The sequence below is a fragment of the Massilia sp. Root335 genome, assembly GCF_001425685.1.
Classification (GTDB): Bacteria; Pseudomonadota; Gammaproteobacteria; order Burkholderiales; family Burkholderiaceae_D; genus Telluria; species Telluria luteola.
Window position 1 is genome coordinate 124,528 of sequence record NZ_LMCY01000018.1, and the last position, 21,231, is coordinate 145,758.

Consider the following 21,231-nt stretch of genomic DNA (forward strand, 5'->3'; position numbering starts at 1 on the left):
GCTCGTCTTCGCAGACGAGCCTTTGGTGGCGGTCGACTTGGCGGAGGTCTTGCCTGCTGCTTTGGTCGCGGTCTTCTTGGCAGCGGTCTTGCCGCTCGTCTTCGCAGACGAGCCTTTGGTGGCGGTCGACTTGGCGGCGGTCCTGGTTGCTGCAGTCTTGGTCGCGGCCGATTTGGTCGCGGTCGACTTGGTTGCTGCGGTCTTGGTTGCAGCGGCCTTTTTAGCAGCCGGCTTGGCGGCGGTCTTGGTTGCAGCGGCCTTTTTGGCTGCCGGCTTGGCAGCGGTCTTGGTTGCTGCTGCCTTTTTGGCTGCCGGCTTGGCGGCGGTCTTGGTAGCTGCCGGTTTGGCGGCGGTTTTGGTTGCAGCGGCCTTTTTCGCTGCCGGTTTGGCGGCGGCTTTAGCGGCTACGGTTTTGCTTGCAGGTTTTTCTGCAGCTGCCTTAGCGGCCGGTTTGGTGGCGGCTTTTGCAGCCGGCTTTGCTGCTGGTTTTTTCGCGGCGGTTGCCATTTTCTATTCTCCTTCTCTGCGATGAGAAATTACGCTACATGGTTTGAACCCGTCCAACCCGGTCTGCTTGGTCGGGCGAATTATTCATCGGCGCAAACGCTGTGTTTGCGTCAATGAATCCGGCACAGCCGAACTGCTGCGGCAATTCGATAAAACCCGCAAAAAACTTCCGGGCATTCATCCCCGATTTACGCTATACTGTATTTTCATACAGTAGATTCAATCGAGGCTGTCGACCTCCGCGACACTCCGGCTATCGTCGTCGCCGACGACCGAAACGACTAAAGTCCGATGGTTCACTGCGCTGTCCACATCGCAGCCCGTGTTGCCGCGAAAAGAAAAAGCCGCCATGCCCGACATTTATCAGGCAATGCGGCTTGTTCTTTTCGCTAAGCTTACGTGCATACTGAATGAATCAGCGTCCCTTTTTTGATCGGTTTGTTTCACGTTCGACGCTCCAAAAATTGACGTCTTCACGTTTTGACAAATTCAATCACGTAAAGTACACGAAAACCTTGTCAGTGCGCAACCCGCACACAGTATTTTTCATGTCTTTCACAGGGCGAACCAGCGATTGCATCAACCGAAACGATCGCTGCGATAACACTTGATTCCTTCCTCGTTCTGCTCGGTCTCCAAAAACAAGCGCGCAAATCGATGCGCATTACCTTACTACCATTTCGCATAGCGCCTTTATATAAAGGCTTTATGCCGAATTCAATCCTCCACCGCGCCGATGCGCAGCAAGTCCATCTTGCACAGCCACGCGAGTCCGCGCAGCAAAGTCGGCCGGTCGCACGGTCCGAGCGCGTCGAGCAGCTCGTCGACCTGCATCGGACGCGATTCGATCGATCCGAAGATCTGTCCGAACTCTTCCAGCGTCGGCAGCGACGCGTGCGCGAAGCGGTTGATCGCGAGCTCGCGATACTGGCGCAACAGCGCGAGCGATGCGTCGGGCGCGAGTTCGACCATCGCCGCCGGCGTGATCTGCATGCTCGGATACGTCGCGAACAGTTCGAACGGATCGAGCCGGTCCGGCACCACCGCCGGCAGCGCCGGACCGAGTAGCGCATCGGCGCGGCGCCGCTCGTCGAGCTCGCGCCACAACGCGCGGTAACGCCCGAACACGACGGCCCAATCGAATTCCTCGCGCACCCGTTGGCGCGCATTCTCGCCCAGCCGGCGCCGCATCGCCGCATCGCCGGCAAGGCGCATGCACGCCTGCGCGAGCGCCGCGCCGTCCACGGCCACCGCCTGACTCGTATGACCGCAATACGCGTCGTAGCTGTCCACGCCATCGTCGTAACGCTGCGCGAGATCAAGTCCGGCGCCCGCGCCGGGCATCACGGTCGGGATGCGGTAGCCATCCACGCCGTCGCGCACCGTGTCGCGGTAGCCGTTCCAGTCGCTGACGATGCACGGCAATCCGGCCGCCATCGCTTCCAGCGGCGTCAGGCCGAAGGTCTCGTGCACGTTGTCCGCAAGCGAGATGAAGACGTCGGCGGCGGCCCAGGCGTCGAGCTGGTTCGCCGCCACGCGGCCATCCAGCACGGCAAGGTGCACGGATGGGCACAGCTGCGCGGCGGCCTCGTGGAAAGCCTGGTCGATGGCCGCGTTGGCGAGCCAGCCGCACAGCACGAGGTGCACGCGCCGGCCCGTTTGCGCCGCCCGTTCGAGCGCCAGGAACATCTGCTGGGGATGGGCCTTCGCGTGGAACGACAGGCGGCCAAAGAACAGGAAGGCAACGTCGTCGCCATCGATGCCCAGGCGCCGGCGCACGGTGGCGCGATGAGCGGCATCGAGGTCGAAGTCGGCAGCGTGCACGCCGAGCGGGATCAGGGGCAGCTGCGGCAGTTCGAAGCGCTGTGCGCCGAGACGCGCGCCGAGATACTCGGCCTGGCGCTCCAGCACGCGGCGCACGCTGTCGCGCACGACGCGCGACGTGCAGATCACGGCGTCCCAGCTGCGCACGGGTGCCACGAGCAGGTTCGCGAGGCTGGACATCACGGCGTGGCTGGCCGTCGAGTGCGTGATGCCGCACAGGCTGTAGCGGCGCACGCCGATGCCCAGGCGGCGCCACGCCAGGCGCTCGATGCCGGGCGCGGGATGGTACAGCGTGCCGTAGCGCTCCAGGTCCTGCGGGCGGCCCTGGGCAATCCATTCGACCTTGCCGCCATAACCGTATTCGCGCAGCAGACGCTCGCCCTCGGCCGCGTGGGCCTGGCCGCCGGCGAAGCAGCCGACCGTGTCCAGGCCGGGCGCGCCCGCGATGGCGCGCAGCAGACCGGCGCCGGCGGCTTGCCGCCCCATCAGGCGCGGACCCGCGGTCGAGTAGCCGTCCGGCGCGTAGTGAATGGCGAAGCGGTCCGTCATGCGACCTCCTGCGCGTCCGCGCCCGCGCGTTCGTCCACGCGGTCGTCCAGGGGCTTGAGCAGGTCGAGGTAGACCGGCAGGCCGACCGTTTCGAAATCGTAGCGGGACAGAACCGTCGCGCGGCCGGCCAGGCCGACCTGCGCGATCTCGTGGCGGCGCGCGATGAGGTCGAGCGCGCGGTCGGCGAGCAGCGCCACGTCGAAGAACGGCGTGAGGAAGCCGTTCTCGCCGTCGCGGATCACTTCCCGCACCGGCGCGGTATCCGAACCCAGCACCGGCACGCCGACGGCCATCGCCTCCAGCATCGACCAGGACAGCACGAACGGATAGGTCAAATAGAGATGGAGGCTCGCCACCTGCAGCGCGCTGCGGTAGGCCGCATACGGCACCTTGCCGAGGAAGTGCACGCGCGACCAGTCGACGGCATCAAAGCGTTCGTCCAGCTCGGCCTTGAGCGCCGCGCGGTAGCTCGCGTGACCTTGCGGCGGACGGCGGCCGTAGCTGACGCCGTCGCCGCCGATGACGACGATCTGCAGCTCCGGATTGCCGGCCAGCAGGCGCGGCAGGCTGCGCATGAAGACGTGGAAGCCGCGGTAAGGCTCGAGGTTGCGCGCGACGAAGGTCAGCACCGGCTGCGCGCGCGTGAGCACGGCGCCGCCGGGCAGGACGAACCGCGCGTGCGGATCGGGGGCGAGCTGCTGCGTGTCGATGCCTTCGTGAACCTCGCGGATCTTGCCGCGCAATTCGGCCGGATGCACGCCGCGCTGCCAGCGCGTGGGCGCCACGCCGTCGTCGGCCGCCAGCAGCGACTGCATCAGCACGGAGTTCTTGATGCGGATGCGCAGGCGGTCGTCGAAGCTCACCGGATACTCGGGATCGAAGCCGACGTCCAGCCCATCCGCGGCCCACCAGAACTCGCAGAACACGACCAGGCGCGCGCGCGGAAACACGTCCTTGACGAACAGCGCCTCGCCCCAGCCCGGGTGGCACACGACGACGTCGGGCACGAAACCCTCCTGCTTCAACCCCACGCAGACGCGCGCGACGGCCTGGCCGCGGCGCACGCAGGCCTCGAAATGGCGCAGGTAGTGATGGGTCTTGTCGCCCGGACCGTCCGGCTTCGCGTAGCCGATCACGCGCAGCTTGGGCCCTGCCGGCTCGCGCCGCACCGCAGTCTCTTCGCCGATCGCGACGACTTCGTAGTCGGGCCGCGTCTGCAGATACCGCATCAGCCGGCGGAACTGGCCCGGCAGATTCTGGTGGATGAAGAGAACTCGGATCATGACGTTTGGTTCGCGTGGCGACAACGACAAGTTGGAATTGAACGCATGATAGCCTCAGACTTCACCGAGTGGCGCGACGCACACGCAAAATCGTGACGAATGCGTGCGTTGCGCCACGCAAGACGGCATCCTGCGTGTCGTCGAAGGCACGGACGCAGGTCCGCGCGCGCGGTCTTAGCGGTGCGCGATGGCGATCGCGGACCAGTGCACGTCGACCACGGGCGTGCGCGTCTCGCGGTCGCGGCAGTAGCTGTGGAAGGTCCAGCGTCCATCGGCGCGCGTGTGGCACATCGTGCATTCGGCGCGTGCCGCCACGCTTCCCAGGCCAGCCCGTTCCAGCTGGTGGCGCACGATCGCGGGCAGGTCGAGCCGGCGCGGCCGCGGTGCGACGAAGCCGGGCGCGAGGTTCCAGCGCGCGACGAAACCGTCGATCACCTCCTGTCCCACTTCGTAGCAGCAGGCGTGCGCCGCCGGTCCGGCGGCCGCGATCCACTCGGCCGGATCGCCGCCGCGCGCACGCACGAGCGCCGCGAACGCATCGACGATGCCGCCCAGCGCACCGCGCCAGCCGACGTGCAGCGCGGCCACTTCGCGCCCGTCCCGGCGCGCGAGCAGCACCGGCACGCAGTCGGCGGTGGCGATCGCGAGCAGCAGTCCGGGGCGGTCCGTGAGCATGCCGTCGGCCTCGCCGCAATCCTCGTGCGCTTGCGTGACGACCGCGATGCGCGTGCCGTGGCGCTCGTGCTGGACGGGGCGGCGCGGCCAGTAGTCGGGCAGCAGCGCGGCCATGTCGTCGTGCCGCGTGCCGAAGCCGTGCACGATGGTCGGGTGGTCGAGGAGCGGGCTGGTGAGCATGGCGGACTGCGGGGATCGAGTTGATGAAGTGGCGGCAGCATAGCATGGCGTTGTACCATGGGCACCCTGCCACGTCTGGAGCCATCATGCCGCACAGCGACGCCGCTGCCACGCTTCCGCTGCTCAATCCGCGTCCGCACGTCGACGTGGTGCCGATCTTCGACGGGCACCAATGCGTCGTCATCGACGACTTCATGCTGGAGCCGGAAGCGCTGGTCGACTACGCGGCGCGCAACCACGCGCATTTTCAGGATGTGCCAGGCAACTACTATCCGGGCCCCGAGCTGACGATCTCCGGCACCTTTGCGGCGCGCGTCCACGACAGCTTCCTGCAGCACGCGCGCGCGCCGCTGAAGGCGCGCCGGATACTCGACGTGAAGAGCCGCCTGTCGCTGGTGACCCGCCGCCCCGAGGAACTGCTGCCGGGCCAGCGCCTGCCGCACCGCGACTTCACCGGCCTCCCCCAAGGCCAGGGGGCGGGCGCCATGGTGCTGTATCTGTTCAGGGACGAGCGCTTCGGCGGCACCAGCTTCTTCAAGCCGACGGTGCCGGAGCACGAGATCAAGGCCCTGCTGGACGATCTGCAGCGTCGCGAGCAGGCCGGCGAAGCCGCGCCGCCGGATGTGCCGCCGACCTTCGCGATCGCATCGAGCCAGCACTTCGACAAGGTGCTGACGATCGCGCCGCGCTACAACCGGGCGATCTTCTACAGCGGCGAAGTGTTCCACTCGGGGCACATTGACGCCCCCGACCTGATGGTGAACGACCCGCTCACGGGGCGCCTGACGGTGAATGCGTTCTTCCGGCTGCGGATGGCGGCGGGCTGAGAGGACCGCCCCCGGCAGGATCGCGCACGGGGCGCAAGCGGAAGCTGTCGAGGACGTCGTCCCACAGCTTCATCGCCTCTTTATCAGTGAGGCTCGTTTTCTGTTGATTGCCCTTGCCGTCGCGGTAGCCGGTCGTCAGTTCGATCTTGATGGCGGGCGTGTCCAGCGTACCGTCGCCCTGCGTCTCCCACACGAACGCGTGGCCGCGCATGCCGTTGCTGCCGGGTGCCGAGGCCAGGTGTTCCTGACCCGGGTATGGTCCGACCTGCCGGTCACCCTTGCGCAGCACGCGGACCGAGGTGGCGAGATTGCCGAGGAACTACACCATGCCGCCCATCCGTTCTAATAGAGGTCTGTCGTGCTTGTAGCGGGAGAGTGGATAAAACCAGACGGACAAGAGCGTGTCGGGGTGACCGGCGATGCGGAAATCCACGCCGGCTTCTTCATTGTTCCACTCTGGATTGGCGATAAAGCCGCCGGCGAAGCAGTAGCCGGGGTCTGTGGGAATGTCAGTGTCGGTACGAGTACGCAAACCAGAGAGCACCTCTCTCATGCGGCTCATGCCAACTTCTTGTTTGTCATCGTCGACCTCATCTTGAAACAGGAATCGTCTGCCGTCGATCCAGCGATAACCAGAAATACTAGCCAGAGCTGTACTGAAGTCTGACTTCCAAGCGATCAAAATCCTCGTGGATTCGTCGGGACGGGCAGACCGCAGCAACATACTTTTCTGTGTTTTCTCGTTATTGGCTGCTCTGAGATTCGACTCAAAATCGTCCACATCCAATGCAAACTCGTCATGGGTCATCGCTTTGACCGGCTCGATGTCGATGAAGTCGTACTTGTAGTTTCCTCCAGTGAGTCTGGACCCGGCAGGCACGTCGATCAGGAAGCGTCCCATGCAAAAGGTGGATATGGTCGAGGAAGGCGCGCCATTGGCGTTACGCGAAGCATTGTTGGGTAACGCCGTGCAGGCACCGAGCCCCGCGCAGACGGCTGCCATGAGGGCTGAAGAGAGCGATCTATAAAACGTCATGATGCCGGTGGTGAGGTAATCGGATGAAACGAGATTGGTTATTGCCCGCTGAAATTACCTGTCGTAGCAATCAGCGACGCGCCACACGTCGTTTTATGCCCTTCGTAGGCGACCGCGACGCCGTCGATCACATGGTGCGGATCGCCTTCGGCAATCGTGCAGACGGTGTGACCCGAGATGGGACAGCTGCACACATCCCCAACGCGGGCGACGGGGATGCCGTCGACCGTAAATTGTTGGGCGCTTACGCTCACGACCTTGCCACCGTGTGACGTCGGGTCTCCAAGACGAATCACGTTGCGCATCGTTCAGCCTTTGTCGTGGCTCGACGATGCGTCGTCGGGTGCAGCTTTTGCGATCGTCTGCGTGTGGTTCTCCTCGGCCGCGTGAGCGGGTGCCGCATCGTAATCGACCAGTTTCCACACCGTCGCCGTACGATAAGACGGTCGCGCGCCCTTGAACTTTTGCCACAAGGACGATTCGCCAAGCGTCGTCACCTGCGGCATCGTTTCGCCTTCCTTGAAATACTGACGCGCGCCGCCTTCGATCTCGCCGGCTTCGCTGGCTTGCCACCAGCCCGCCTGCGGACATGCGCGCCCGGTTGCGGCGAGTTCGCCAAGTGGGACGTGTGGTTCAGGGCCGACGTCACTCGTCTTTACCGGGGTTCCGGTAGGACGCAAGCGGAAGCTGTTGAGGATGTCGTCCCACAGTTTCATTGCCTGCTCATCCGTGAGACTGGTTTTTTGTGGGTTACCCTTGAGATCCTGATTGCCCGTCGATAATTCGATCTTAATGGCAGGGGTATCCAGGGTACCATCGCCCTGCGTTTCCCAGACAAATGCATGTCCGCGCATGCCGCCACTACTGGGAGCAGACGCCAAATGCTCCTGTCCCTTATACGGCCCGACCTTCCGATCGCCTTTGCGGAGCACGTGCACGGAGGTGGCTAAATTTCCGAGGAGTTGTGTCATGCCTCCCATACGTTCAAGCAATGGCTTGTCGTGCTTGTAGATGGAAAGAGGATAAAACCAGACGGACACGATTGTGTCAGGATGGTCTGCAATACGAAAATCCACCCCGGCTTCTTCATTTTCCCATTCTGGGTTCGCGATAAAACCTCCCGCGAAGCAATAACCTGGCCCAGCCGGAATTTCAGTCCCAGTGCGAGTGCGCAGATAGGAGAGCGCCTCCCGCATCCGATTCATTCCAGACGCTTGTTTGCCATTACCAACATCCACTCGAAATAGAAATTGGCTGCCGTCGATCCAACGATAACCATCGATATTGATAAGCGCCGTACTGAAGTCGTCTTTCCACGAAGCCAATATCTTCATATTTCTCTCTGACTGGGCAGACTGGAGCAACATGCTTTGTTTAGTGCGTTCATTTGTGGCTGATTTGAGGGCAGTTTCACGCTCCGCTATTTCTTTATCAAAATCCTCAAGACTCATTACTTTTATCGATTCAATATCAATGAAATCGTATTTGTAATTTCCCCCTGTAACTTTAGAACCTACAGGCACGTCGATCAGGAAGCGTCCCATACAAAACGTAGATGTAGTTAAGGAAGATTTCGTGTTTGAACTATTATTTGCCATGATCGATGACTCAGATTGATTGGATGCAGCCGAGCAAATATTGGCCGTCGCGTAAAAAAACGCAATGAAAACAATTAAGTATGAGCAAATTTTCATAATTTAGGCAAATTTTCTTTCAGCCAAGTGGAGTCAGCCACAATCTTGACGATAGAATACAGTGTCACCGCTTGCGCTATCTTCGCTTTGTAAGAGCTTTGATGATCGTAGCTCTCATGGCCTTTACTTTTGCCCTCGTGTCGAAAGATCTGCACTACATGCGGAGTAGGAGCAGCACCGGACTCCGCAGGCACAGTACCGTCGCCCGGGCCTTTCGGCTTCTGGATTTCAAAACTGTTTTTACTTCTCCCAAAGGATAGTTGCACCATTCCGTTTAAATCATCTTCTGTCAGCAGTCCGAGCTTGAGATCGCCATCAATCATTTTACCGCCCTTCCAATGAACTTCGTTCCATGCCAATTGTGCAGGATCAGCACCGTAATATGCGTAAGTATTCGGATGATATTTATCTTCAATTAGATTGTGGAGCTTAAACGCAGCATCCATATTACGCTGGAATCTTAGAAAGTCAGGTTTATCAGAATTTTCGCCGACGACCTTCCTTCCTTGCTGTCTAGATTTTTCTCGCTCCTCTTTACCGGCCGGATCGATCAGGTCTTCCTTCACCAATCTCCACCAGCTTTCACTATTATTCAGATAAACATCTGCATAAGGATCGCCGTCGCCAAGTAGGGCGTCGACTTCTTCCTCCATTCCTTGCATATTTACGCTTGTATAGCTTGCACGCAGCCAGTGCCGCGCTCCTTTATCGGATTGCGCTTTATACTGAGAAGTGGGTAACAACTCCAATGGCCCCGGCGCATTGGCCATGACCGCCGTACATTCCGCTGCGTTCCGTCCCAAGAGGATCTGTTCGATCTTTTCGAAGCCAGCCCTGATACGTTTATAGGTCGCGGGGGCGCCGATCGCCGGCATGACACCGTGCACGATGCCGAGAATGCGATCCGTCGCGCCTGGCACTTGCGTACAAGCCCGCGCGACGAGGCCGCCCATGCTGTGCGTGACGATAACGACTTTTTCGCAAGTTTTTCCCTTGCTGCGGTAATGAGCAGTAATGCGCTCGATTTCCTGAGCCAGCCTCTCCCCGGATTCCTTGTTACTGCGCAGCCAGTTGTACCCGACGCCGTGCACCGGATAAAGCACGTCGGCAGCATCGCGCAGATGGGCTTCCTCCAATGGCGCGAACGGTTTCTGCGCGCCGAGCTTGACGGCATCCTGCTGGTCCATGACCAATGTTTTCCAGGTCGTGGTGAGTTTTTTCCCCTGGCTGGCCGGGTCGAAGATAAGCGCCAGACTCTTCTCGAGCAAGGAAAGAATCTCGGCATAACTGGCACCATATAGCTGTCCCCAACCCCGCCATTTGGCGCGCTCGGCGTCAGTGGCACCCGGCGCGATTGCCAGCAGAGCCTTGCTGGACTCATCGGGATGGGCGGGACCGTTTTCGTCAACTTCGGTATTGTTCGGATCAAGCATTTTTTGCCGGTCGGCGGCAGACTTGTTGAGATGCTTGAGGATCGTAACAATGCCTTCCCACGTATTTTCCGGCGGATACCAAGCCGAGGCATCCCTTTTTTTGACTTTGAGCCGCGTGCCCATGATGCCTGGCACGAACAGCACCGGCACGACAAGATCAGGCGTCGTCAGGCACAACGCCCGGACTTTCAAATTGGTACCGGTCAGGACGGACTGCGCCGTATCGTTGCCATGTTCATCCCAGCCAGTGCCGACCAGGCGGGTGGCGGTATCGGTATCGGAATCGCTCATGCTTTACGCTTTCGTTACGCTTTCAAAAGGGTCAGGCGCGCGATCTTGAGCGCCATGTCTTGCGTCAGTTCGGTATGACCTTGATGGTTGGTCACACCTTCGATGGTGCGGCCGTCGTCCAGCTCGATCCGGTAACGCTGGTTGGCGTGCGGACGGCCGCTGCCGCGGCGGGCGAGCACGAATTTCTCGTCCGTTTTCAACGTGCTGGTGGGAAGCTCCACACCCGGCGGCGTCCCGCCACCCGGCCCCACGTGCGCAAACGTCGACGACTTGATCGTATGCGCCCCGCTGCTCTGCTGCGTGATGGCGCCGCCCCCGATATCCACCTGCGCACCCTGTGCCACGAAGCGCACCTTCGGTGCCTGCAGCACGATCTCGTCGGCGGCCGTCAGCACGATGCGCTTGGCCGACGTTACTTCGATGTCGTCACCATGCGTCTGCAATTCGAGCTTGCCGCTGGCGGCGATCAGCTTGATGCCGAGGCGGTGCGCGAACAGGCTGATGCTTTCCGAGACGCGCGCGAGCAGCCGTTTTCCGACGGAGAACTGGGTATTGCCGACGCTGACCACGTCGACGTGCGTCTGCGCGCCGAGCGCGATATTGTTCTGGCTCGCCAGCGCCATCCCGGCCGGCGCGGAGAGCGCGACGACGGGTTGGCCGCCCCCGCTCGCACCGCCGCCGGCCGTATTGCTGCCGGCCTCCCACTGCTTCAAGTGGTCAAGCAATTGCTTCAGTTCCTGGTCGTCGGTATCGTCCGCGTGGTGCGTCGTCGACAATTCGGACAACTGCCGCTGGACACCTTGCAACACCTCCATCAGGCCGGTCAGTTCGGCGCGATCCAGCTGCTTGCCGCCGGCTTGCGTACGTGCGTCGGCACTGATCAGGACGCCCTTCGCGCCGCGCACGGCGACGGCATGGTCGCTGCGCAATTCGGCCCCTTCACCGCGCGCCTCACCCTTGCCGTCGCTGCGGGGATGCGTGAGCCAACCCAGGTTCAATTCGCTATGGCCATGTTCCGAGGACAATTGCACATTGATTTCGCCCGGCGTGTCGTCCAGCCGTAGCTGGTTGTAGCGGGTGCCCTGCACTTCCTTGCTCTTGATGCCGGCGAGGTATTTATTACCGGGCAGTGTGCCGGTGTGGGTGAACGACGGCGGCGGCGCCGTGCCGCCATACACCTGCGCCACGATGATGGGTTTATCCGGATCGCCGCCCAGGAAATCGACGATGACTTCGTCGCCCACGCGGGGCAGCGTGATGGTGCCCCATTGATTGCTGGCCCATGTGCTGGCGACGCGGACCCAGGCGGAGTCACGCTCGCTGTCGCTGGCGCCGGCGTCCTGCGCATGGCCGTGGTCGTCCGGTCGGGTGCCGGGAAAGCGCACCTTGACCCGGCCATGTTCGTCGCAATGCACTTCCTCGCCCGCCGGCCCGACCACGCGCGCGCTTTGCAGCCGCGGGCGCGGCAAGTCGGTGCGCGGATCGAAAGCGGGCACGATGGGAATGCCGCGCCGCACGCACGAAAAACGATTCGTATAACGCACGCCCCGTTCCCCGCTGGCTTGACGCAGCGCGTTATCGAATAAAGCGTCATCCCAGCGGTTCAGCGCAAACAGGCGTTGCGCCTGGTCGTCGACGGTCTTGGGCAGATTGTTTTCCGCATCGACGTCGAGCCGGGTGACGACGAATTCCCGTTCGTTCTCGGGATGCGTGTCGATGTCGGGATGCCCGGTCAAGGCGACCCATTCGCCAACGCACAGCGCGCGCACGCTGCCTTCGCCATAAAAACACTTGGATTCGTATTCGTGGCGCTTCATGCGCAATTCGCCGAGCTTGCGGTAATCGTCGCCGTCCTCGCCCGCATGCGGCATGTCGATCAGGTAGTCGTCGAGGCTGGCCGCGAACTGGTTCCCCGTCGTCCCCTGGTCGATGCGGGACGACGTATTGCTCGTCATCGGACGGGACTGCAGATAATCCCAACTCTGGCGTGAAACGTTGCCTGGCCTGAGCGTGCGTACGGCACTCCAGGTGATGACCGTATCGCTTTGCTCGGTGCCGTCGTCGCGGTGATAACGCACCGTGCCGGCGGCATTTCGTGGCAGCGTGAAGGCGTCGTCGGACAGCACGAGGGCATGGGCCGGCGTATCCTGATCGCGCGCCTGGCTCGCCCGGCCGGGACGGATGAACCAGGCGATGCCGCGCCGTTTCCACAGGCGCCGCAAAAAATCGGCGTCGGACTCGTTGTGCTGCATCGTGAATTCGCGGGCCGGATACGTGCCGGTGACATGCGACCAGTCCACATCGAACGCTTTGGCCAGCACCGGATTAGTCTGGCGCCATTCGTCCAGGATGACTTCGGTGATGTCGAGTTCGTTCTTGTTGCGGAAGATGCGGGTATTGGTCCGGTGTTCCATCAATGCGAGGGCATCGCGCACCACGAGTTCGTACGTCGCCAGGCCGCCGTCGCTCTGGCCGGCCGCCGCCTGCGCCACGATGCCGCAGACGGCGCGCAGGTCGCCGCGATCCGTCACGAACTGGAGCTCGACCGGCAGCGTGATGAATTCCTTCAGCGGGAAATGGGCCTGCGTCGAGACGCACAACAACCGGTATTCCAGTCCGCCGCACAACGTCTCGCTGCCGGTCACGCGTTTGACCAGCAACACATCGTCGAGTACGCGCTGCTCTTGTGACAGCCGCAAACGGATGGGGCGCTTCGCTTCGGACAAGCCAGCGAATGCTTCTGTCAGATCCTTGAGGTTCATTCAAACTTCCTTGCCGGGCGCAATCGATTTGGTGGGGGTATCTAATCGTTCAACTAATACAACCCGATATATTATTTCTAAATGTCAAATGCTGTCCATGCGCACGATTGACATTTTTAAGATATTTACCACACCGGCCAAGCCCTTGATTTTCCTGCCGAAATTTAGATCGCAACTCCTATTGCATTAATGCACATACATTTACTTTCACGACAATGGATAATGAACCCTGCCGATAAAATGAAACAATTCGCGATTATTCGAAAAATAAAAAAAGCCGGAATGCGTGAATATTCTCACCGCACGATTCAAATCGATTCGCCGTAATCCGATTCGGCTATCGGCGTTATCAGGAAAATAAAAAAGCCCGCCAAGTGGCGGGCTTCGTCATGCGCGGGCGGACAGCCGGAGCGATCCGGGATCAGTCCCAGTTCAACGCACCGCCGGTCTGATACTCGGTCACGCGCGTCTCGAAGAAGTTACGCTCCTTCTTCAGGTCGATCATCTCGCTCATCCACGGGAACGGGTTTTCCTCGTTCGGGAACAGCGCGTCGAGGCCGATCTGCACGGCGCGGCGGTTGGCGATGAAGCGCAGGTAGCCCTTGAACATGGCTGCGTTCAGGCCCAGCACGCCGCGTGGCATCGTGTCTTCGGCGTAGCGGTATTCCAGGTCGACGGCCTGCAGGAACAGCTGCTTGATCTCTTCGCGGAATTCTTGGGTCCACAGCTGCGGGTTTTCCATCTTGATCGTGTTGATCAGGTCGATGCCGAAGTTGCAGTGCATCGACTCGTCGCGCAGGATGTACTGGTACTGCTCGGCGGCGCCCGTCATCTTGTTCTGGCGGCCCAGCGCCAGGATCTGCGTGAAGCCGACGTAGAAGAACAGGCCTTCCATCAGGCAGGCGAACACGATGATCGAACGCAGCAGCTTCTGGTCGTTTTCCAGCGTGCCGGTGTGGAACGTCGGATCGTTGATGACCTCGATGAACGGGATCAGGAACTGGTCCTTGTCGCGGATCGACGGGATCTCGTTGTAGGCGTTGAAGATTTCCTTCTCGTCCAGGCCCAGCGATTCCACGATGTACTGGTAGGCGTGGGTGTGGATCGCCTCCTCGAACGCCTGGCGCAGCAGGTACTGGCGGCATTCCGGCGCCGTGATGTGGCGGTAGGTGCCCAGCACGATGTTGTTCGCGGCCAGCGAGTCGGCGGTGACGAAAAAGCCCAGGTTGCGCTTGACGATGCGGCGCTCGTCTTCGGTCAGGCCGTTCGGGTTCTTCCACAGCTCGATGTCGCGCTGCATGTTCACTTCCTGCGGCATCCAGTGGTTGGCGCAGCCGGCCAGGTATTTGTCCCACGCCCACTTGTACTTGAACGGCACCAGCTGGTTGACGTCGGTCTTGGCGTTGATGATGCGCTTGTCGTCCGCGTTCACGCGCTTGGCGACGTCGGCCGCGCTGGCTTCGGGGTTGGTGGCGGTGGCCGGGGCCGGCGCGGCGGCCGGTTCATCGTCCCAGGAGAGAGCCATGGTGTTTCCTTCTTATCGTTTACTCAAAAACGTCGTCCCCGCGCAGGCGGGGACCCAATTTACGCCAGCGTACTGCACACCAGCCTGGATTCCCGCCAAGGCGCCCGGCGAGGGCGGGAACGACGGGTCAAAATTACTGGCAGGCTTCGCACTCGTCAAAACCAGCATCGCCCGGCCGCAGGTAGCAGGCGGCGCCGTCCACGACGTCCGGTGCGCTCGCGGCCGGCGCGGCCGCCGGTGCCGGTGCCGGTGCGGCAGCCGCTGCCGACAACCCGCCATCGACCGCCACGGCGTTCAGCGCGCCGGTACGGGTGGTCGACTTCTCCATGTGCGTCGCGGCGATCGTGCGCAGGTAATAGGTCGTCTTCAGGCCGCGCAGCCAGGCCAGTTTATAGGTCTCGTCCAGCTTCTTGCCCGAGGCGCCGCCCATGTAGATGTTCAGCGACTGGGCCTGGTCGATCCACTTCTGGCGGCGCGACGCGGCTTCCACCAGCCACTTCGGTTCGACTTCGAACGCGGTGGCGTAGATGTCGCGCAGGTCCTGCGGCACGCGGTCGATGCGCGACAGCGAGCCGTCGAAGTATTTCAGGTCGTTGATCATGACCTCGTCCCACAGGCCGCGCGCCTTCAGGTCGCGCACCAGGTAGCCGTTGATCTCGGTGAATTCACCCGACAGGTTCGACTTCACGTACAGGTTCTGGAACGTCGGCTCGATGCAGGCCGAGACACCGATGATGTTCGAGATGGTCGCGGTCGGGGCGATCGCCACGCAGTTCGAGTTGCGCATGCCGAACTGCTTGATGCGGCTGCGCACCAGGTTCCAGTCCATCGACACCGAGGTATCCTGCTCGAGGTAGCCGCCGCGTTCCTCGGCCAGCAGCTTGATCGAATCCTGCGGCAGGATGCCGCGGTCCCACAGCGAACCTTCGTACGACTGGTAGCGGCCGCGTTCCTCGGCCAGCTCGGTCGACGCCAGGTAGGCGTAGTAGCAGACGGCTTCCATCGAGCTGTCGGCGAACTGGACGGCCTTCTCCGACGCGAACGGCACGCGCATCATGTGCAGGCAGTCCTGGTAACCCATGATGCCCAGGCCGACCGGACGGTGGCGCAGGTTCGAATTGCGCGCCTTGTCGACGGCGTAGTAGTTGATGTCGATGACGTTGTCGAGCATGCGCATCGCCGTGCGGATCGTCTTCTGCAGCTTGACCACGTCCAGGCCGTCGCCCTTCATGTGCGCCGGCAGGTTCACGGAGCCCAGGTTGCAGACGGCGATTTCGTCGGCGTTCGTGTTCAGCGTGATCTCGGTGCACAGGTTCGACGAGTGCACGACGCCCACGTGCTGCTGCGGCGAGCGGATGTTGCACGGATCCTTGAACGTGATCCACGGGTGGCCCGTTTCGAACAGCATCGACAGCATCTTGCGCCACAGGTCGAGCGCCTGCACCTTCTTGTGCACGGTCAGCTCGCCGCGGGCGGCCTTTTCTTCGTACTTCAGGTAAGCCTCTTCGAACGCGCGGCCGACCTTGTCGTGCAGGTCCGGCGCTTCCGACGGCGACAGCAGGGTCCATTCGCCCTTTTCCATCACGCGCTTCATGAACAGGTCGGGAATCCAGTTCGCGGTATTCATGTCGTGCGTGCGGCGGCGGTCGTCGCCCGTGTTCTTGCGCAGGTCGAGGAATTCCTCGATGTCCAGGTGCCACGTTTCCAGGTAGGCGCAGACGGCGCCCTTGCGCTTGCCGCCCTGGTTGACGGCGACGGCGGTGTCGTTCGCGACCTTCAGGAACGGCACGACGCCCTGCGACTTGCCGTTCGTGCCCTTGATGCGCGAGCCCAGCGCGCGCACCGGGGTCCAGTCGTTACCCAGGCCGCCGGCGAATTTCGACAGCAGCGCGTTTTCCTTGATGGCGTCGTAGATGCCTTCCAGGTCGTCGGCGACGGTGGTCAGGTAGCACGACGACAGCTGCGAGCGGCGCGTGCCCGAGTTGAACAGGGTCGGGGTCGAGCTCATGAAGTCGAACGTCGACAGCAGGTTGTAGAACTCGATCGCGCGCGCTTCGCGGTTTTCTTCGCGCAGGGCCAGGCCCATCGCGACGCGCATGTAGAACGCCTGCGGCATCTCGATGCGGGTGTCGCGGATGTGCAGGAAGTAGCGGTCGTACAGGGTCTGCAGGCCGATGTAGCCGAATTGCAGGTCGCGGTCGGCGACGATCGCCTTCGCCAGCTTCTGCAGGTCGAACTTGCCCAGTTCCTCGTCCAGCAGCTCGGCGTCGATGCCCTTGGCGACGTATTGCGGGAAATAGGTGATGTATTCCGCGGCGGCGCCGGCCTGCGGCACTTCCTTGCCGAAGACTTCCTTGCGGATCGTGTGCAGCAGGATGCGCGCGGTGACCTGGCTGTAGGCCGGGTCTTTTTCCATCAGCGCGCGCGCGGCCAGGATCGCGGACTTGTGCAGTTCCTCGACCGGCACGCCGTCGTACAGGTTCTTGACCGTCTCGGCCAGGATGGCGTCGGCGTCGACGTGCTTTTCCAGGCCGGCGCAGGCGGCATTGATCAGCGCCGCGACTTCGTTCATGTCCAGCGGACGGCGCACGCCGCCGTCGACGACGGTGAACTGCGGGGTGGCGATCTGCGTGGTGCCCGCCGCTTCCTTGGCGGCGCGGCGCTCTTCCATGCGCTTGGCGCGGTACAGCACGTATTCGCGCGCGACGTCATGCTCGCCCGAACGCATCAGGGACAATTCCACCTGGTCCTGCACATCCTCGATGTGGAAGGTACCGCCGTTCGGCTGGCGGCGCACCAGCGCCGCGACCACGTTGTTCGTCAGCTGCTCGACCAGTTCGCGGATGCGCGCGGACTCGCGGCCCTGTTCGCCGTTCACGGCGAGGAAGGCCTTGGTCACCGCGACGGCGATCTTGTTCGGCGCGAACGGCACCACGGCGCCGTTGCGGCGGATGATGCGGTAGTCGCTGTTCGCGACCAGCTCGGCCGCGCTCTTGCCGGCCGCCGTTTCCGCTGCGACGTGTGGATTGATGGAAATGTCCGAAGATGTTTGCATTGAGCCTCCCAGCATGGCGTTACGAACTGCCAGCGCCTTCTCGAATTTGGTAGATATGGACCCCTCGGAGAGAATCCAGGGACAGCTGCCAATAGATAAAAATTGGCAACTAGGTAACTTTTCGCCGATAAAAAAATAGGAGCAACAATGTTGAGAAAACGCAGTTGCGCCCCTACTCTGCCTGTTCGGCATTAAGGCCGTTGACCACTAGATGTAGTAGACAACGGCCTTACAGACCTAATTGTAGTCGATGTACGCGCGTTTTAAGAGCTCTGCTACTAAGATTTTTTTCTTGACATCGATCAGGTCCGATACTTGAAGCCTCCACGGCGAAGTAAGCGCTAACATTGATTTTGTGGCGCGTTTTGCGCTGCTTACTATTCGTGCAAAATCCGGCCGTTTGGCTTTGCTGCGTTGGCGAAAAGACCACGGCCGGGTCAGGGTTCGGGCGCCTGGATGTCCAGTTTTTGCATCTGATAACGGAGCTGGCGGACGCTGATGCCGAGCAGGCTGGCGGCCTGCGTGCGATTGAACTGGGTCTGGTTCAGCGCCCGCAGGATGATGTCGCGCTCGACCTGGTTCAGGTAGTCCGGCAGGTTGCTCGGCAGCGCGTCGGCGGCCAATGGCGATGCCGGCGGCGGCGGCGCGGCAGGTGCCGGCGTCACGTCACTTGCCGCTTCGGATGCCGCGGGCGGCGTCCGCGCGTCGGCGGCCGGCACGGCCGCATCGCCCAGCTTCGCCCCTTTCAGCAGCAGGTCGCCGGCCTCGATCACGCCGTCGTCGGCGAAGGCGAGCGCGCGTTCCAGCACGTTTTCCAGCTCGCGCACATTGCCCGGAAAGGCATAGCCGCGCAGCGCGTCGAGCACGCCGGGACCGAGGCGCGCCCCGTCCGGGCCGGCCAGGCGCGCGAGGATGGCGTCGACGAGCAGCGGCAGGTCGTCCAGGCGTTCGCGCAGCGGCGGCAGGGTCAGTTCGATGACGTTCAGGCGGTAGAACAGGTCCTGGCGGAACGCGCCCGCCTCGACGCACTTCGCAAGGTCCTTGTGCGTGGCGCTGACGATGCGCACGTCCACCGGTTCCTCGACCGTGGCGCCGATCTTGCGCACGCGCCGCTCCTGGATCGCGCGCAGCAGTTTCACCTGCATCGCGAGCGGCAGGTCGGCCACCTCGTCGAGCATCAGCGTGCCCCCGTTGGCGGCCTGGAAGAAGCCGTCGCGCTCATCGTTCGCGCCCGTGAAGGCGCCCTTGCGATGGCCGAAGAACTCCGCCTCCATCAGCGCCTCGGGAATCGCGCCGCAGTTCACGGCGACGAACGGTTTGCCCGCGCGCGCGCTCTGGGCGTGAATCTCGCGCGCGGCCAGTTCCTTGCCGCTGCCCGATTCGCCGTTGATGGCGATCGGCGCCTGCGAGCGCGCCAGCCGTGCGATCTGCGCGCGCAGCGATTGCATCGCGAGCGACGCCCCGATCAGGCGCGACGTCCCGCCACCCTGGCTGACCGCCGGCGCGGCCGCCGGGTCGGACAGCTTCAACGCCGAGCGCACCATCGCGCGCAAGTCGTCCAGCACGACCGGCTTCGACACGTAATCGAACGCGCCGGCCTTGAGCGCCACGACGGCATTCTCGGCGCTGCCGTACGCGGTGATCACGGCGATGGGCGTACTTTTGTGATTGGCGGCCACCTCGCGCACCAGTTCCAGGCCCAGGCCGTCGGGCAGGCGCATGTCGGTCAGCACCAGCGCATACGTTTTCTGGCCGAGCAGCGCGCGCGCTTCGCGCACGGTCGCGGCGCTGTCCACGTCGAGCCCCATCTTGAGCAGGGTGATCTCGAGCAGCTCGCGCAAGTCGGGTTCGTCGTCGACCACCAGGATGCGGGGTGAGCTCATGCTTTCTTTCCGTGACGTTAGATGGATGCCGCGAACGTGATCACGAAGCGTCCGCTGGCCTCGCCCGTGCCGCCGGACGGATCGGGTCCCACGTCCTCGGTGCGGTATTCGTAGTCGAGCATCGCCCCGTTGTTCAGGCACAGCTCGCGCGCCAGGTACAGGCCCAGGCCGGTGCCCTTGCTCGACGTCGTGTAGAACGGCTCGAACAGGTGGGCGCGCACTTCCGGCGTGATGCCGGGACCGTCGTCCTGCACGTGCAACTCCATGCGGCCCGTGGCGTCGAGCACCGGAGCCACGCGGATGCTGGCCGGCTTGCCGCTCGCGTAACGGATCGCGTTGCCGAGCAAATTCACGAGCACCTCGCGCAGGTGCAGGCCGTCGAAACGCACGCTGCGGCCGTGCGCACTCCCCACCCACACTATATCACCGGCCATGCCGTGCATTTCCGTGAACTCGGCGCGCAGCTCCGGCAGGAAGTCGTCGAGCGCCAGGGGCGTGCCGTTCGGCTGCACCTTGCGCGACAGTTTCAGGATGTCCTCGACCATGCGGTTCACGCGCGCCACGTTGTCGTTCACGATGCGCAGCAGGCGCACCTCGGCCGGCCCGTGCAGGTCTTCCGCGAGCAGCGACGTCGCATGGCCGATCGCCGACAGCGGATTCCTCACCTCGTGCGCGATGCTCGCCGTCAGCCGCCCCATCGACGCAAGCTTGAGTTGCTGCGCCTGGTTTTCGATGGCGCTCACGTCCTGCAGGAACACGAGGCTGCGCTCGTCCGCGCCCTCCGGCGTGTCGACCCGCGCGAAGCGCAGCTTGAGATGCACCGGCTGGTCGAGGCGGCCGCGGACCTGCCCCTCGGTCTCGTGCCAGCGCTTGATCGTGACGTAGCCGCCCTTGGCCGCGGCCGGCGCGTCCGCGCGGCCGCCGGCCCAGGCCGCGAAACGCTGCGCCACCGGTTCGAGCGCCGGCAGGTCGGTCAGCAGGAAGGCGCTGCCGTCCTCGCCCGGCTGCGTCTCCAGCCCGAGCATGCGCCGCGCCGCCGGGTTGCCGCCGAAGACGCTGCCGTCGCGTCCGAGCACGAGGATGCCGTCGGCGACATCGTCCACGACGATGCGGTAGATCGCCTGCTGGATGCGCAGGTCGGCGCCGCGGCGCACGGCCAGTTCTTCCTGCTTGATGAGCCGCGCGGCCAGGCGGTTCACCACCAGCACCACCGCGAAGAACGCGGCGCCGGTGAGTCCCGCCTGGGTCAGCGGCAGGTCGTTCTCGCGCATGAAGATTTGCCAGGTGCTTTCGGCCAGCACGAACAGCGTCGCCAGCGCGGCCGAGAACAGGGCCATCAGCAACGGCGCGAGGATCGCGGCGCCGGCGAGCGGGAACAGATACAGCAGCGCGAGGCCGCTGCGCATGCCGCCGGCGGCCAGGTACAACAGCGAGATCGCGACGATGTCGACGGACACCTGGACCGACAGCTGCCACAGGAAGCGCCGGCGCCAGCGCTGGGCGACGAAGGCGAACAGCAGGGCCACCAGCACGTAGGCGATGCACGTCTCGGCATAGACGGTGCCGTCCACGCGGCCGCGGCGCACGTCCACGGACAGGTAGAGCAGCAGCACGAGCGCGATCACGATGCGCGTGACCGTGAGCGTCTGCAGCGAGCGCCAGAACGTCGAGCGCGACTCGGCGGAAAGGGGCAGCCAGGGCGCCATG

13 protein-coding genes and 1 pseudogene are annotated in these 21,231 nt (G+C 63.0%); 1 reads left to right on the plus strand and 13 read right to left on the minus strand.

Annotated elements, in window-relative coordinates:
- The 4 genes from ASC93_RS31405 to ASC93_RS11600 form a co-directional block, all read right to left on the minus strand.
- Window positions 1-507: hypothetical protein (locus ASC93_RS31405; protein WP_200958311.1), on the minus strand; the 507-nt coding region annotated here is incomplete at its 3' end.
- Window positions 508-1,224: 717 nt separating this feature from the next.
- On the minus strand, window positions 1,225-2,880 hold the full coding sequence (locus ASC93_RS11590; RefSeq protein ID WP_056441469.1) for a glycosyltransferase family 4 protein: 1,656 nt from the start codon (window positions 2,878-2,880) through the stop codon (window positions 1,225-1,227).
- Window positions 2,877-4,163 carry a glycosyltransferase family 4 protein gene (locus tag ASC93_RS11595; RefSeq protein WP_200958312.1) on the minus strand — a complete coding sequence of 429 codons (1,287 nt, stop codon included), beginning with the start codon at window positions 4,161-4,163 and terminating at the stop codon, window positions 2,877-2,879. Before ASC93_RS11595 ends, ASC93_RS11590 begins: the two co-directional genes overlap by 4 nt.
- Before the next feature lie 174 nt (window positions 4,164-4,337).
- Window positions 4,338-5,018, minus strand: a complete 681-nt coding sequence (locus ASC93_RS11600; RefSeq protein ID WP_056441472.1) for a polyphenol oxidase family protein — start codon at window positions 5,016-5,018, stop codon at window positions 4,338-4,340.
- A gap of 86 nt (window positions 5,019-5,104) precedes the next feature.
- Here ASC93_RS11600 and ASC93_RS11605 point away from each other — a divergent pair, with 86 nt between their 5' ends.
- Window positions 5,105-5,845: a DUF6445 family protein gene (locus ASC93_RS11605; protein WP_056441475.1), complete on the plus strand. Its 741-nt coding sequence runs from the start codon at window positions 5,105-5,107 to the stop codon at window positions 5,843-5,845.
- Here the strand turns inward: ASC93_RS11605 and ASC93_RS11610 are convergent.
- The 9 genes and pseudogenes from ASC93_RS11610 to ASC93_RS11645 form a co-directional block, all read right to left on the minus strand.
- Window positions 5,790-6,881: pseudogene (locus tag ASC93_RS11610) on the minus strand (T6SS immunity protein Tli4 family protein). The gene ASC93_RS11605 and the pseudogene ASC93_RS11610 sit on opposite strands and share 56 nt — an antisense overlap.
- Window positions 6,882-6,919: 38 nt before the next feature.
- Window positions 6,920-7,186 (minus strand): PAAR domain-containing protein, encoded by a 267-nt coding sequence (locus tag ASC93_RS29700; protein ID WP_082547954.1) that lies wholly within the window; start codon window positions 7,184-7,186, stop codon window positions 6,920-6,922.
- 3 nt (window positions 7,187-7,189) lie between these two features.
- The gene (locus ASC93_RS31410; protein WP_162251859.1) at window positions 7,190-8,575 is read right to left on the minus strand and encodes a T6SS immunity protein Tli4 family protein; all 1,386 of its coding nucleotides are present in this window, start codon (window positions 8,573-8,575) and stop codon (window positions 7,190-7,192) included.
- Window positions 8,572-10,299 carry a triacylglycerol lipase gene (locus tag ASC93_RS11620; protein ID WP_056441478.1) on the minus strand — a complete coding sequence of 576 codons (1,728 nt, stop codon included), beginning with the start codon at window positions 10,297-10,299 and terminating at the stop codon, window positions 8,572-8,574. The genes ASC93_RS31410 and ASC93_RS11620 overlap by 4 nt, the downstream gene beginning before the upstream one ends.
- A gap of 14 nt (window positions 10,300-10,313) precedes the next feature.
- Complete coding sequence (locus ASC93_RS11625) at window positions 10,314-13,061, minus strand: type VI secretion system Vgr family protein (RefSeq protein WP_056441481.1); 2,748 nt, start codon at window positions 13,059-13,061, stop codon at window positions 10,314-10,316.
- A 421-nt stretch (window positions 13,062-13,482) separates the two neighbouring features.
- Window positions 13,483-14,586: a ribonucleotide-diphosphate reductase subunit beta gene (locus ASC93_RS11630; RefSeq protein ID WP_056441484.1), complete on the minus strand. Its 1,104-nt coding sequence runs from the start codon at window positions 14,584-14,586 to the stop codon at window positions 13,483-13,485.
- A 133-nt stretch (window positions 14,587-14,719) separates the two neighbouring features.
- Window positions 14,720-17,641, minus strand: coding sequence for a ribonucleoside-diphosphate reductase subunit alpha (locus ASC93_RS11635; protein WP_056441487.1), 2,922 nt, complete (start codon window positions 17,639-17,641; stop codon window positions 14,720-14,722).
- A 437-nt stretch (window positions 17,642-18,078) separates the two neighbouring features.
- Window positions 18,079-19,524, minus strand: a complete 1,446-nt coding sequence (locus tag ASC93_RS11640) for a sigma-54 dependent transcriptional regulator (protein ID WP_056441490.1) — start codon at window positions 19,522-19,524, stop codon at window positions 18,079-18,081.
- Window positions 19,525-19,541: 17 nt separating this feature from the next.
- Window positions 19,542-21,230, minus strand: a complete 1,689-nt coding sequence (locus tag ASC93_RS11645) for a PAS domain-containing sensor histidine kinase (RefSeq protein WP_056441493.1) — start codon at window positions 21,228-21,230, stop codon at window positions 19,542-19,544.
- Between the last annotated feature and the right edge of the window lies 1 nt (window position 21,231).